The sequence below is a fragment of the Mycobacterium sp. 3519A genome (assembly GCF_900240945.1).
In the GTDB taxonomy this organism is placed as follows: Bacteria; Actinomycetota; Actinomycetes; order Mycobacteriales; family Mycobacteriaceae; genus Mycobacterium.
Genome location: NZ_OESG01000013.1, coordinates 1,511,117 through 1,524,787 on the forward strand (window position 1 = coordinate 1,511,117; position 13,671 = coordinate 1,524,787).

Below are 13,671 nucleotides of genomic sequence, written 5' to 3' on the forward strand. Positions count from 1 at the left end.
AGGCGCGAGAGACCGCATTTGCACATGATTTTCCGGCGTGTCGACGTTCAGACGCGGTCACTCGGGGGGGGGGGGCGGGAGCTACCGGGTTACCGCACCGCGAACTGCACCGAGTGCCACCCGGTGGCGCCGTCGGGAACCGGGTCGGCGATGTCGGGCGTCTGCACCGCGCCGGTGTTGTCGGTGGCGCGCACGGTGATGGTGTGCAGGCCGGACTCGGTGGCCTGCCAGTTGAAGCTCCACAGCCGCCAGGTGTCGTTGGAGTACGACGCGCCGAGGTCGGCGGGCTGCCAGGCGCCCTGCGTGGTCGGCCCGTCGATGCGGACCTCCACCGCCCGCACGCCACGGTGCTGCGCCCACGCGATGCCGCCGAACGTCACGGGACCCTTGGCGACGTCCTGCCCGCTGCGTGGCACATCGATGCGGGACTCCGTCTTGATGGGCCCCTTCGCCGACCAGCCGTGCTGCGTCCAGAACGCCTCGGCCTCGTCGAACCGCGTCAGCTCCAAGTCGACCACCCACTTGGTTGCCGACACATAGCCGTACAGGCCGGGCACCACGAGTCGGGCCGGATAGCCGTGCTCGGTGGGCAGCGGCTGACCGTTCATCGCGACCGCCAGCAGCGCGTCACGCGTGTCGGTGAGCGCCTCGACAGGTGTGCCTGCGGTGAACCCGTCGATCGACGTCGACAGCACCATGTCGGCGTCCGGATGCACACCGGCCTCAGCCAGCAGGTCACGCACCCGGTATCCCGTCCACGCGGCGTTCGAAATGAGGTCGCCGCCAACGGGATTCGACACACATGTCAGGGTCACCAGCTTCTCGACGGCGTCGAACCGGTCGAGGTCCTCGAAGTGGAAGGTGATCTCGCGGTCCACCATGCCGTGAATCTTCAGTTGCCACTCGGAGCGAGCCAGCTGCGGCACCGTCAACGCGGTGTCGATCCGGTAGAAATCGGCGTTGCTGGTGACAAACGACGGCAGCGCAACACCTTTGGGCTGCACTGTCGGCGGCACCGGCGGGGCGGCCACGTCGACGCGCGGCAGTGCGAAGGAGTTGCGATCACCCGACACCGACGACAGCATCCGCGTCAGCACCACGCCTGCGACGCCGCTGAGCGCTCCGGCGCCGAGAAATCCCATCGTCACCAACGACAATCGGCGACCGCGGTCGGGGGCGTCAGAGTCGCGGGAGTCACCGGACTCCGATGCGTCGGCGAACCGCCCGGAGACGAGCAGCCGCAGCACCGCGACACCGCACACCGTGCCGATCACAGTGGGCACGATGTCTGCCGGCGTCGCGCCCGCACGCGAAAGCACCGCCGCGCACCCGAGGATGCCCGCGACGACGATGGCGATGCTGCCCACCGGGACGCGTCGCGTCTCCCACCGCGCGGTCACCGCCGCGATGAGCGCGATGACCCCGAGGATGAGGACCGACAGGAAGAGCTTGTCCGCGGTGCCGAAGGTCTGAATCGTCCACTCTTTGACCGGACCCGGCGTCAGGTCGATGATCGCCGACCCGACCGCGGTGCGCGCGTCGGCCTGCGGGCCGAACGCCACCGCGATCAATTGGGTGACACCGAGGGCGACGGCAGCGGCCGCGATGCCGGCCATCATCCGCTTGTCGGCCGCAGGTTCGGACATAGCCAAAACCTACCTGCGCGACCCGGCGGCAGACCTTACGAAGTCGTGACGGCGACGGTGCGCCCGAAAGCCTTACCGAATGCGCGATGAGCTAAGTTGCCTTTACGGTTTGACCACCTTTTGGAAAGGCAGCTGAATGGAGATCGAGGGCAAGAAGGCCGTCATCGTCGGTGGGGCGTCCGGCTTCGGAAAGGCGACCGCCGAATTGTTGGCCAAGCGCGGCGCCAGTGTGGCGGTGCTGGATCGGCCGCAGTCGAAGGGCAAGGACGTCGCCGACGCCATCGGTGGTTCGTTCTTCGAGGTGGACGTCACCGACTTCGACGGTACGGAGACCGTGCTGCAGCAGGCGGTGGACGCACTCGGCGCCCTCCACATCATCGTGACCACCGCCGGTGGCGGAATCGGCGAGCGCACCGTCAAGAAGGACGGGCCGCACAGCCTGGAGTCCTTCCGCAGAACCGTCGACCTCAACCTGATCGGCACCTTCAACATCAGCCGGCTGGCGGCGTGGCAGATGAGCAAGCAGGACCTCGTCGACGACGAGCAGGAAGAGCGCGGCGTCATCATCAACACGGCGTCGATCGCCGCGTTCGAGGGCCAGATCGGCCAGGTCGCCTACACCGCGTCCAAGGCCGCGATCGCGGGTATGTGCCTGACCATGGCGCGTGATCTGGGCAGCCTCGGCATCCGGGCACTCGCGATCGCGCCGAGCCTGTTCGCCACCGGACTGACCGAAGGCATCCCCGACGATTTCGCCAAGGCGCTCACCAAGGACGCCGCGTTCCCCAAGCGGCTCGGCAAGCCGGAGGAGTACGCCAAGCTGGTCGCGGCGATCGTCGAGAACCCGATGCTCAACGGCCAGTGCCTGAGACTGGACGCGGGCCAACGTTTCGCTCCTAAGTAGGGCAGCCGCGCTACGCTGCCCACGTGGCGACCGTTGCCGATCACATCATCTCAGCACTGTCGATCAGCGGCGTTCGCCGCGTGTACGGGCTGCCGGGGGACAGCCTCAACGGGTTCACCGACGCGATTCGACGATCCGGTGAAATCACTTGGGAGCACGTACGCCACGAGGAGACGGCCGCATTCGCCGCCGCCGCCGACGCGGCGCTCACCGGACAGCTCGCGGTCTGCGCGGGCAGCTGCGGGCCGGGCAACCTGCATCTGATCAACGGGCTGTTCGACGCCCAGCGCAGCCGAGTTCCGGTACTGGCCATCGCGGCTCACATCCCGCGCACCGAGATCGGCTCGGAGTACTTCCAGGAGACCCATCCGCAGGAACTGTTCCGCGACTGCAGCGTCTACCGGGAACTCGTCAGCACCCCGGAGATGGCGCCGCGCATTCTGGAGATGGGGATGCGCGCCGCAATCGAGGAACGCGGTGTCGCCGTCGTCGTCATCCCGGGCGAGATCTTCCTGCAGCGCGCCGAGACGTCGGCCTTCCTGACGCGGCCGGTCATCCCGACGAGGTCCGTGGTGCGTCCCGACGACGCGTCGCTGCGCCGAGCGGCCGACATCCTCAACGCCGCAGAGGCCGTCACGATCCTCGGCGGGGCGGGCGTCGAGGGCGCCCACGACGAGTTGATGACCGCGGCCGCGACGCTGAACGCACCCGTCGTACATGCGTTGCGCGGCAAGGAGTTCATCGAATACGACAACCCGTTCGACGTCGGTATGACCGGTCTGCTCGGGTTCGCGTCGGGATACAAGGCCATCAAAGAGTCCGACACGCTGCTGATGTTGGGCACCGACTTTCCGTATCAGCAGTTCTATCCCGACCACGCGAAGGTGATTCAGGTCGACATCCGCGGCCGCAACCTCGGCCGTCGCGTACCGCTCGAACTCGGCCTCGTCGGCACGGTCAAGGACACGCTGGCCGCGCTGCAGCCGCTGCTGCGGCAGAAGAATCAGCGCGAGCATCTGGACCGCTCGCTGCGCCACTACGGCAAGACCCGCAAGACGCTGGACGATTTAGCCGTCAACGACCGCGACCGTTCTCCCATCCGACCGGAATATGTTGCGGGACTTGCCAATCAGCTTGCCAGCGACGATGCGGTGTTCACCGTCGACGTCGGATCGCCTGTGGTGTGGGCGGCGCGCTACGTGAAGATGAACGGACGCAGGCGACTTGTCGGGTCGTTCAACCACGGCACGATGGCGTGTGCGCTGCCGCACGCGATCGGCGCGCAGACTGCCAACCGCAACCGCCAAGTGGTCGCGCTGGCCGGCGACGGCGGTCTGACGATGATGTTCGGCGAGCTCGTCACGTTGATCCAGAACCGACTGCCGGTGAAGGTGATCGTGTTCAACAACTCGTCGCTGAACTTCGTCGAATTGGAGATGAAGGCGGCGGGCATCGTCAATTACGGCACCGATCTGGTGAACCCGAACTTCGCCGACGTCGCACGGGCGATGGGGATCTTCGGCCGTCGTGTCGAGAAACCGGCCGAGCTGCCGCAGGCGTTGAGGGACGCGTTCGCACATGACGGTCCTGCGCTCGTCGATGTGGTGACCGCCAGGCAGGAGTTGTCGATCCCGCCGGCGATCACAGTGGAGCAGGCCAAGGGGTTCTCGCTGTATGCGATCCGCACCATCATGGCCGGCCATGGCGACGAGTTGCTCGACCTGATCACCACCAACGTCGCGCGCCGCATCCTCGACTGATCTTGACCGCCCGTGACGGTTGAGTGGCCACTTGTGACACGCTTCGACGCGATTGGCGTGCGATAAGTGGCCACTGGACGAGAAATCAGGCCGGGCGCGGCACGCTGGCCAGCGCGCTCTGCCCGATCCACCCCGGGATGGCCCTGCGCACGTCGGCCGGACCGGACACGGCGACGCTGCCGTCGAGCAGCGCGTGTTGCCAACTGGTGTCGCCGCGCCAGATCCGGGTGAGCGTGCGCAGGCTGGTTTCCACGGTTCCCGCCACCTCGTGGCCGGGGTCGAAATCGCACACATCAGCCTCGCCGTCGGCGACGACCAGCCACCAGCGCGAGGCCTTGGGCGCCACCCCGTCCAGGCGGAACGCCAGCGTGGTGCGGGTCCGCGGCCATTCCTCGATAGGAATGGTGCGGCGCATATCCCACATCAGCAGATGCGGATCGAGGTCCTCCTCACCGAGTTCGCCGATCCAGCGCACACCCCACGCGCCCAGCGCCTCGACCACGTCGGTGAGCTCCTTGCCGCACTCGGTCAGCGAGTACATCGTCCGGCCGTCGACCTCCTCGCGCGCGACGACGCCCGCGCGGGTCAGCGACTTCAGCCGCTTCGACAGCAACGCGGGCGACATCTTCGGCACCCCACGGCGCAGCTCGTTGAAGTGCCTGCTGCCCAGCAGCAGCTCCCGGACGACGAGCACCGTCCAGCGCTCGTCGAGCAGCTCCATCGCCTTGGCCACCGGACAGAACTGGCCGTATCCGGACATCGCGTTACCTCCCCGGTCCGCACCCCAGTACAGATATGGAACCAGCCCCAGTACAGATCTGTGACTAGTTTCGCCGCGATGTGACGACCGACGATGTCAGGCATGAGCAACTTGACCGCGGCTGTTGACCACAGCCAGATCGCCGCCAAACACCGCGCCATGTGGGCGTCGGGGGATTACCCGAAACTCGCCGCCGACCTGGTCGCCCCGCTGGGACCCGTGCTGGTCGAAGCCATCGGAGTGGGTCCGGGGGACCGCGTCCTCGACGTCGCCGCCGGCACCGGCAACGCCGCCATCCCGGCGGCACGGACCAAAGCCAGCGTGATCGCCAGCGACCTGTGTCCCGAGCTGTTGGAAAGCGGCCGCGCGCTCGCCGCCGAACAGGGTGTGCAGCTCGAGTGGCGCGAGGCCAACGCCCACGCACTGCCGTTCGGCGACAACGAGTTCGACGTGGTGATGTCGTGTATCGGCGTGATGTTCGCCCCGTTCCACGAATTGGCAGCGGGCGAGTTGGTCCGGGTGACCAAACCGGGCGGCAGGATCGGCCTGATCAACTGGACGCCCGAGGGGCACATCGGCAAATTGTTCTCGACCATGAAGCCGTACATGCCCGCTCCGCCGCCGGGTGCGCAACCGCCGCCGCTGTGGGGACAGGAGGACCACGTCCGCGAGCTGTTCGGCGACCGCGTCACCGACCTGCAGATGGAACGCCGGATGCTGCCCGTGCACCACTTCGCCGACGGCGCGGCGTTCCGCGACTACTTCAAGGCCACCTACGGGCCCACCATCGCGGCGTACCGCAACATCGAGGGTGACGCGAACCGGGTGGCGGAACTGGACGAGGCGATCGCCCGCGTCGGCGACGCAGTCCTGCACGGCGACAACACCATGGAATGGGAGTACCTGCTCGTGACGGCGCGCAAGGCCTGACAACATGTCGGTGTGCCCAACGACGCCCAGCAGCTTCCGACTCTGACCGACGAAGCCCAGGCTGCGCTGCAGCGCTGGGTGCGAGAACAGGGCCTCGGGTCCGAGGTCGCCGATGTCCAACCGTTGACCGGCGGCACGCAGAACATCGTGGTGCGGGTGCACGTCGACGGTCGCCCAATGGTGTTGCGCCGTCCGCCACTGCATCCGCGGCCGACGAGCAACAACACCATGCTGCGCGAAATCGCGGCGCTGCGAACGCTGGCGGGCACCACCGTGCCGCACCCGGGTTTCATCGCGGGCTGCGACGACCTCGACGTGCTCGGGGTGGTGTTCTATCTGATGGAAGAGGTCGACGGCTTCAATCCCGGCGACAGCATGGAGCAGGCATACGTCGACAACGCCGACTGGCGGCACCGGGTCAGCCTGTCGTATGCGGCCAGCCTCGCGCAACTCGGCAACGTCGAGTGGGAGGGCAGTCCGCTCGCCGAGTTGAAACGGCCGGGTTCGTTTCTGCAACGGCAGGTGCCGCAGTTCCTGCGGCTGCTGGAAAGCTATCGGCACGACCGCTATTCGCCCGAATCGCTGGCCGTCACCGAGTTGGCGGACTGGCTGGAGACCAACCGGCCGCCGGACGGCAAGCCCGGCATCATGCATGGCGACCCGCATCTGAGCAACGTGCTGCTGCGCCGCGACAAGCCGGAGTTGGCCGCGTTCGTCGACTGGGAGATGTGCACGGTCGGCGATCCGCTGCTGGACCTCGGCTGGATGTTGATCTGCTGGCCGCTGGAGACCAACACGATCACCGCAGGCGCGCAACTCGCCGCGCTCGGTGGGTTGGCCAGCAGACGTGAACTGCTGGACGCCTATCTGGCCGCGGGCGGCCGCGAAACATCAAGCCTCAATTGGTATGTCGCGATGGCGTGCTTCAAACTCGGCATCGTCATCGAGGGCACATGGTCGCGCTACCTCATCGGGCAGGCGAGCAGGGACGCCGGCGAGCGACTGCACTCCAACGCCCAGAACCTGATCGACGTCGGCACCCAGGTGGCCAAGGGCGACAGTCCTTTTGGCGTCGACTAGAGCAGCCTGCTGATCCCGCGCGCCGCCACCTGCAGCGCGCCGAGCAGCCGCTGCCTGTCACGTTTGAGGGTCGCGACGACGACACCGATCGCCGCCACCACGGCACCGTCGGAGGACTGCACCACCGGAACCGCCAACGAGCAAGCGCCAAGCGACATCTCCTCAGTGGTGGTTGCGACGCCGTCGCGCCGAACCCGCTCGAGTTGCGCTTCGAGTAGCTCAGGCCGGGTGATGGTGTACGGGGTGATGCGCGTCAAGTCGGCCAGCACCCGGTCGCGGACGTCGGCGGGGGAGTGCGCCAGTAGCACCTTCCCGACACCGGTGGCGTGCATGGGCAGTCGGGTGCCGACGGTGCTGACGATCGGCACCGATGCCCGGCCCTGCATCCGGTCCAGGTACAGCACCTCATCGCCGTCGCGCACCGCAAGATGCACGGTCGCCATCGTTGCCGCGAAGACGTCGTGCAGAAACGGTTCGGCCACCTGTCGCAGGCTGCCCTGAACCGGCGCCAGCAAGCCGGCCTCCCAGACCAGTCGCCCGATCACATAGCGGCCGTCGTCGAGACGGTCCAGCGCGCCGCCCGCGACGAGTTCGCGGGCCAACCGGTGAGTCGTTGGCAGCGGGAGATCGGCGCGCCGGGCGATCTCCGACAGGGTCAGGCTGCGGTGGTGCTCGCCGAACGCGCCGAGCACCGCCAGCAGTCGGGAGGTGACGGTCGCTCCCGGCACCGACGTGTTCCCGGCCATTTGAACACCCTTTCGCTGAGTGGAAGCCTAACCTTCATACCGCGCGTTGTCGCCGGTACGGTGCGGGCTATGACAGGGCAGGCGGAGATCACCGCGGAGATCGCGGCGATCCACACGGACTATCACCGGGCAGGCGTCGAGGAAACCCAACCGCGGCTGCACTATCCGCCGTACCGCAGCAGTACGCTGCGCCATCCGCATCACGACCTACATCAGGTTGACCCGGAAGCGATCGAGCTGTGGGCGCCGTGCTTCGGCCGAACCGACGTGGACCCGCTCGAGGCGGATCTGACGATCCAACACACCGGCGAACCGATCGGCGAGCGCACCGTGATCACCGGACGAATCGTCGACGGCGACGGCAGACCGGTGCGCGGCCAACTCGTCGAGATCTGGCAGGCCAACGCCGCGGGACGGTATCTGCACCAACGCGATCAGCATCCCGCGCCACTGGACCCGAACTTCACCGGCGTCGGGCGATGCCTGACCGACGGCGACGGCACCTACCGGTTCACCACGATCAAGCCCGGGCCGTACCCGTGGCGCAACCACCACAATGCGTGGCGGCCCGCGCACATCCATTTCTCGTTGTTCGGAACGGATTTCACCCAACGGATGATCACCCAGATGTACTTCCCCGGTGACCCGCTCTTCGCATTGGATCCCATCTACCAGTCGATCACCGACCAGAAGGCCCGCGATCGGCTTGTCGCCACCTACGACCATGACGTCACCAGCCACGAATGGGCCACCGGTTACCGGTGGGACATCGTGTTGACCGGCGCCGCCGGGACACCGTTCGAGGACGCCCGATGAGCACCATGACCGCGACGCCGGGCCAGACGATCGGGCCGTTCTTCGGCTATGCGCTGCCGTTCGACCGGGGCAACGAACTCGTCCCGCCCGGCTCGCCCGGCGCCATCCGGTTGCGCGGCGTCGTCACCGACGGCGCGGGCACCGCGGTGCCCGATGCGCTGGTGGAGATCTGGCAGGGCGACGCCAACGGTGTGGTGCCGACGGCGGCGGGTTCGTTGCGACGCGACGGGTGGACCTTCACAGGGTGGGGGCGCGCAAGCACCGACGCCGACGGGCACTACAGCTTCACGACGGTCAAACCCGGCCCGGTGCAACCCGATTCGGCACCGTTTTACGCCGTCACAGTGTTCGCCCGCGGCCTGCTGAACCGGCTCTTCACCCGTGCGTATGTACCCGACGACCGGCTTGGGTACGACGGACTGCTCAACTCGGTGCCGCCGGAGAGGCGGCACACCCTGATCGCGGTGCCTGACGATCACGGCCTGCGATTCGACATCAGGCTGCAAGGCGCCGACGAGACGGTGTTCCTGCGCTACCGGGGCCAACACCGATGACCGACCTGTACTGGCCGGGCGATCACCGCGCCGGTTCGTTGTTCACCGATTCGGCGTTGCTGATGGCGCTGGTGTCAGTCGAAAGCGCTTGGCTCGCCGCACTTGTGGATGCCGGGGTCGCGCCGGCCGCCGCGCGGGCCGACCTGACCGCCGTCGTCTCCGCTGGGGACGCCGAGACGATCGCCGTCGCCGCCGAAGCCGACGGCAACCCGGTGCCCGGCCTACTCGCAGTGCTGCGCCAGCGAACCGGCGGCGAACCCGCGCGCTGGCTGCACCGCGGTCTGACCAGCCAGGACGTCATCGACACCGCGCTGATGCTGTGCACCCGGGATACGCTGTCGGCGGTGCATCGTGAAATCGTCTCGCAGATAGGCACTTTGATCACGCTAACCGAACGCCACCAACGTGACCCGATGGTGGCGCGCACGCTGACTCAGCCCGCGCTGCCCAGCACGGTCGGCATGAAGATCGCGAATTGGCTGTCCGCGGTGCTGGACGCCGCGGACACCGTCGCGGCACTGCCCCCGCTGCCGGCCCAGGCGGGCGGGGCCGCAGGCACGCTCGCCGCGACGACGGAACTGACCGGATCGCCTGCCGATGCCGTATCGCTGTCGACGCGACTCGCCGCGGCGCTGGATCTGGCGTACACCGGGCCGTGGCACACCACCCGTTCGGTGCTCACCCGCATCGGCGATGCGCTCGTGACATGTTGCGACGCATGGGGACACATCGCTGCCGACATTGCGACCGGCAGCAGGCATGAAATCGGTGAGCTGGCCGAGGGCAGCGGCGGTGGTTCGTCGACCATGCCGCACAAGAGCAATCCGGTGTTGTCGATACTGGTTCGGCGGGCCGCGCTGGCCGCCCCCGCGTTGGCGGCCACCCTGCACACCGCCGCGGCGGCCAGTGTCGACGAACGCTCCGACGGGGCGTGGCACACCGAGTGGGCCACGATGCGCACGCTCGCGCGACGCACGGCGGTCGCCGCCGCCCACACCACTGAACTGCTCGAGGGACTTCGGATCGACACCGACCGCGCGGCGGCGAACCTGAGGGCCGCGGGTGACCTGCGGGCCGAGCAGCGGTCGATGTCCGAATTGACCGGGCGCCCCGCACTTTCGAACTACACCGGCGCGGCGGACTTCCTGATCGACGCGACACTGCAACGCGCACGCCAGCACCTGAAGGAGGCGATATGACCGTGCCGGAACTCGTCGGCACCGATTTCGGCGGACCACGCGGCGCCGCCCTGCTGCTGCTCGGACCGTCGGTGGGCACGTCGGCCTCCGCACTGTGGGGCGCCTGCGCCGAACTCCTTGCCGAACATGTGCACGTGGTCGGCTGGGATCTACCGGGACACGGCCGCAGCCCGGCGAGTGGGTTCCGGATTCCGGACCTGGCCGCAGGCGTGCTGGCGCTCGCCGATCAGATCGCGCCGCGCAGCGCCTTTCACTACGCAGGCAATTCGATCGGCGGTGCTGTCGGCCTGCAACTGCTGCTCGATGCTCCGCAGCGGGTGACGACGGCCGCGTTGGCATGCACCGGCGCGGTCATCGGCAGGCCTGAGGACTGGGCATCGCGGGCGGCTACCGTGCGCGCGTCAGGCACCGACGCCGTCGTCGAACTCGCGACGCAGCGCTGGTTCGGCGCCGGTTTCGCCGAGCGGCGACCCGACGTCGTCGCCACCCTCGTCGGCGCGTTGCGGGCCACCGACGACGAGTCCTATGCCCAAGCATGTGAGGCGTTGGCGGAGTTCGATGTCACCGAACGCCTCGGCGAGATCACCACACCGGTGCTGGCGATCGGCGGCGCCGACGACGTTCCGACGCCGCCTGATTTGTTGGGACGGATCGCCTCCAGCGTCAAGGACGGTCGGATGATCGTGCTCAACGGTGTCGGTCACCTCGCGCCCGCGGAAGCCCCAGGCCGGATCGCCCGCCTGATCATCGGCCACCTGGCACCGAAGGATCCCGTCTACAACGCGGGCATGGCGGTACGCCGCGAGGTGCTCGGCGACGCCCACGTCAACCGCGCGATCGCGGGCACCACCGAGTTCACCGCCGAATTCCAGGACCTGATCACCCGCTACGCGTGGGGCACCATCTGGACGCGGCCGGGACTGGACCGCCGCGCCCGGTCGATGATCACGTTGACCGCCATGGTGGCCCGCGGCCACCACGAAGAGTTGGCGATGCATGTGCGCGCCGCGCGTCGCAACGGCCTCAGCACCGACGAGATCAAGGAGGTGCTGCTGCAGTCCGCGATCTATTGCGGTGTGCCGGACGCCAACACCGCGTTTCGGATCGCGAACAAGGTGCTCGCCGAGGAGGCAGGCGCGTGAGTCGCACCGTGATCTGCGAGTCGGCCGCCGAGGCGGTCGACGGTATCCGCGACGGATCAACGGTTCTGGTGGGTGGATTCGGCATGGCCGGGATGCCCACCACGCTGATCGACGCATTGATCGAACAGGGCGCCCGCGATCTCACCATCGTCAGCAACAACGCGGGTAACGGCGACACGGGTCTGGCCGCACTGCTGGCCGTGGCGCGTGTGTCCAAGGTGATCTGTTCCTTTCCTCGCCAATCGGATTCGCACGTGTTCGACGCCCTGTACCGGCGCGGCGAGGTGGCCCTCGAAGTGGTGCCACAGGGCAGCCTCGCCGAACGCATGCGCGCCGCGGGTGCAGGCATCGGTGCGTTCTACTGCCCGACGGGTGTCGGCACACTGCTGGCCGAGGACAAGGAGGTCCGCACCATCGACGGCAGGGACTATGTGCTGGAGTATCCGATTCGCGGCGACGTCGCGCTGATCGGCGCCCACACCGGCGATCGGGCAGGCAATCTGGTGTACCGCAAGACCGCCCGCAACTTCGGTCCGGTGATGGCCACCGCGGCCACGCTGACCATCGCGGAGGTGTCACACGTCGTCGACGTCGGTGCGATCGACCCGGAAACCGTCGTCACCCCAGGCATTTTCGTCGACCGCATCCTGGAGGTGCACCGGTGAGCGCGCACGGCGAACCGCTCGGCCGCGAGGAACTCGCCGCCATCATCGCCCGCGACATCCCGGCAGGCTCGTATGTCAACCTCGGCATCGGCCAACCCACCCGTGTCGCCGACTACCTGCCCGCCGACGCCGGTATCGTGCTGCACACCGAGAACGGGATGCTCGGAATGGGCCGTGCGGCAACCGGTGACGAAATCGATCCTGACCTGATCAACGCAGGCAAGATCGCCGTCACGGAGACGCCAGGCGCGTCCTACTTTCACCACGCGGACTCGTTCGCGATGATGCGCGGCGGTCACATCGACGTCTGTGTACTCGGCGCGTTCCAGGTCAGTGTGCGCGGCGACCTGGCCAACTGGCATACCGGTGCACCCGGTGACATCCCCGCTGTCGGCGGCGCAATGGATTTGGCGATCGGCGCGAAGAGCGTCTACGTGATGATGAACCTGTTCGCCAAGGACGGCGCGGCCAAACTCGTGCCGGCCTGTACGTACCCGCTGACCGGGTTGGCGTGTGTCCGGCGGGTGTACACCGACTACGCGATCTTCGAGATCGGGGAGTCCGGGGTGCGCGCGCGCGAGACGTTCGGCATCGGCATGGACGAATTGGCAGACCGGATGAGCATCGAATTGCGTTAGCTGCCTAGGCGTAGGCGTCGATGCCGAGCTTGACGGCCAGCGCGACGCCCGCGATGCCGATCACGGCGCGCAGCGGCGTCGCAGGCGCATGCCGCACCACGATCGGACCCAGGCGTGAACCGACCAGGCATCCAACGCCTAGCGCGAGCACCGCGGCCCAGTGCACGGGGGCCAGCGCCGCGAACACCAGCGCCGCCACACCGTTGGCGATCCCGAGGATCACGTTCTTGCCCGCATTGGCGTGCGCCAGTGTGGCGTGGCCGACACGCAACAGCAGCGCGAGCAGCAGCACACCCGCGGCAGCGCCGAAATAGCCGCCGTAGATACAGATGACAAAGATGGCGCCGGCCTCGAGCAGCGTCGCGACCGTGTGGCGCCGGTGATCGGCGATGCGGGTCTGCTGATTGCCGCGACGCGGAATCAGGATCGCAAGCGACGCCAACCCGAGGAGGATCGGCACCACCTTCTCGAAGCCGTCCGCCGGAGTGGACAACAGCAGCGCGGCGCCCGCCGCGCCTGCGAGTGCGGCCACCGGCGCGATGCGGGCGATCCACTTACCCTGACCCTCGAGTTCCGGTCGCGATCCCAACACCGACCCGACACCGTTGAACACCAGCGCAACCGTGTTGGTGACGTTGGCCGCCACCGGCGGCAACCCGACGAGCAGAAGCGCCGGATAGGTGGCCACCGAGGCGAGGCCGGCGATGCTGCCGGTGAGCCCGCCCAGCACGCCCGCTCCGCCGAGGAATAGCCAGTCCACGGCAGATACCTGACTATGCGTGCGCGTCCAATGTCAATTCGAGAACTATGGACCGACAATTGGTCCATCAG

Annotated in this window: 14 protein-coding genes; 10 read left to right on the top strand and 4 right to left on the bottom strand. The window is 67.8% G+C overall.

Annotated elements, in window-relative coordinates; genetic code table 11:
- Positions 1 to 89: 89 nt before the first annotated feature.
- Positions 90 to 1,646 (bottom strand): molybdopterin-dependent oxidoreductase, encoded by a 1,557-nt coding sequence (locus tag C1A30_RS15150; protein WP_101949064.1) that lies wholly within the window; start codon positions 1,644 to 1,646, stop codon positions 90 to 92.
- A 136-nt stretch (positions 1,647 to 1,782) separates the two neighbouring features.
- Between C1A30_RS15150 and C1A30_RS15155 the strand changes: the two genes are divergently transcribed.
- Both C1A30_RS15155 and poxB read left to right on the top strand, forming a co-directional pair.
- Positions 1,783 to 2,550: an SDR family NAD(P)-dependent oxidoreductase gene (locus tag C1A30_RS15155; RefSeq protein WP_101949065.1), complete on the top strand. Its 768-nt coding sequence runs from the start codon at positions 1,783 to 1,785 to the stop codon at positions 2,548 to 2,550.
- A gap of 23 nt (positions 2,551 to 2,573) precedes the next feature.
- A complete protein-coding gene (gene poxB, locus C1A30_RS15160) occupies positions 2,574 to 4,310 on the top strand; it encodes a ubiquinone-dependent pyruvate dehydrogenase (protein ID WP_101949066.1) in 1,737 nt (578 codons plus the stop codon).
- A gap of 85 nt (positions 4,311 to 4,395) precedes the next feature.
- Here the strand turns inward: poxB and C1A30_RS15165 are convergent, their stop codons facing one another.
- Positions 4,396 to 5,070 carry a helix-turn-helix domain-containing protein gene (locus tag C1A30_RS15165; protein WP_101949067.1) on the bottom strand — a complete coding sequence of 225 codons (675 nt, stop codon included), beginning with the start codon at positions 5,068 to 5,070 and terminating at the stop codon, positions 4,396 to 4,398.
- 102 nt (positions 5,071 to 5,172) lie between these two features.
- Here C1A30_RS15165 and C1A30_RS15170 point away from each other — a divergent pair, with 102 nt between their 5' ends.
- Together C1A30_RS15170 and C1A30_RS15175 are read left to right on the top strand one after the other, a co-directional pair.
- Positions 5,173 to 6,000, top strand: a complete 828-nt coding sequence (locus C1A30_RS15170; protein WP_101949068.1) for a class I SAM-dependent methyltransferase — start codon at positions 5,173 to 5,175, stop codon at positions 5,998 to 6,000.
- 12 nt (positions 6,001 to 6,012) lie between these two features.
- A complete protein-coding gene (locus C1A30_RS15175) occupies positions 6,013 to 7,080 on the top strand; it encodes a phosphotransferase family protein (protein ID WP_101949069.1) in 1,068 nt (355 codons plus the stop codon).
- On the opposite strand, the gene C1A30_RS15180 is transcribed toward C1A30_RS15175, so the two are convergent.
- Entirely contained in the window at positions 7,077 to 7,826 is a 750-nt protein-coding gene (locus C1A30_RS15180) for an IclR family transcriptional regulator (RefSeq protein WP_101949070.1), read from the bottom strand. The genes C1A30_RS15175 and C1A30_RS15180 overlap by 4 nt on opposite strands.
- 69 nt (positions 7,827 to 7,895) lie before the next feature.
- Between C1A30_RS15180 and pcaH the strand changes: the two genes are divergently transcribed.
- Genes pcaH through C1A30_RS15210 form a run of 6 tightly spaced genes read left to right on the top strand, consistent with a single transcriptional unit; the run spans position 7,896 to position 12,840 of the window.
- Positions 7,896 to 8,642, top strand: coding sequence for a protocatechuate 3,4-dioxygenase subunit beta (gene pcaH / locus C1A30_RS15185; protein WP_101949071.1), 747 nt, complete (start codon positions 7,896 to 7,898; stop codon positions 8,640 to 8,642).
- Positions 8,639 to 9,196 (top strand): protocatechuate 3,4-dioxygenase subunit alpha, encoded by a 558-nt coding sequence (gene pcaG / locus C1A30_RS15190; RefSeq protein WP_101949072.1) that lies wholly within the window; start codon positions 8,639 to 8,641, stop codon positions 9,194 to 9,196. Before pcaH ends, pcaG begins: the two co-directional genes overlap by 4 nt.
- Positions 9,193 to 10,395 carry a 3-carboxy-cis,cis-muconate cycloisomerase gene (gene pcaB / locus C1A30_RS15195; protein ID WP_101949073.1) on the top strand — a complete coding sequence of 401 codons (1,203 nt, stop codon included), beginning with the start codon at positions 9,193 to 9,195 and terminating at the stop codon, positions 10,393 to 10,395. Before pcaG ends, pcaB begins: the two co-directional genes overlap by 4 nt.
- Positions 10,392 to 11,537: a 4-carboxymuconolactone decarboxylase gene (gene pcaC, locus C1A30_RS15200; protein ID WP_101949074.1), complete on the top strand. Its 1,146-nt coding sequence runs from the start codon at positions 10,392 to 10,394 to the stop codon at positions 11,535 to 11,537. Before pcaB ends, pcaC begins: the two co-directional genes overlap by 4 nt.
- On the top strand, positions 11,534 to 12,202 hold the full coding sequence (locus tag C1A30_RS15205) for a 3-oxoacid CoA-transferase subunit A (RefSeq protein WP_101949075.1): 669 nt from the start codon (positions 11,534 to 11,536) through the stop codon (positions 12,200 to 12,202). The genes pcaC and C1A30_RS15205 overlap by 4 nt, the downstream gene beginning before the upstream one ends.
- Positions 12,199 to 12,840, top strand: coding sequence for a 3-oxoacid CoA-transferase subunit B (locus C1A30_RS15210; protein WP_101949076.1), 642 nt, complete (start codon positions 12,199 to 12,201; stop codon positions 12,838 to 12,840). Before C1A30_RS15205 ends, C1A30_RS15210 begins: the two co-directional genes overlap by 4 nt.
- A gap of 4 nt (positions 12,841 to 12,844) precedes the next feature.
- Here C1A30_RS15210 and C1A30_RS15215 read toward each other — a convergent pair whose 3' ends face one another.
- A complete protein-coding gene (locus C1A30_RS15215; protein ID WP_101949077.1) occupies positions 12,845 to 13,600 on the bottom strand; it encodes a sulfite exporter TauE/SafE family protein in 756 nt (251 codons plus the stop codon).
- Between the last annotated feature and the right edge of the window lie 71 nt (positions 13,601 to 13,671).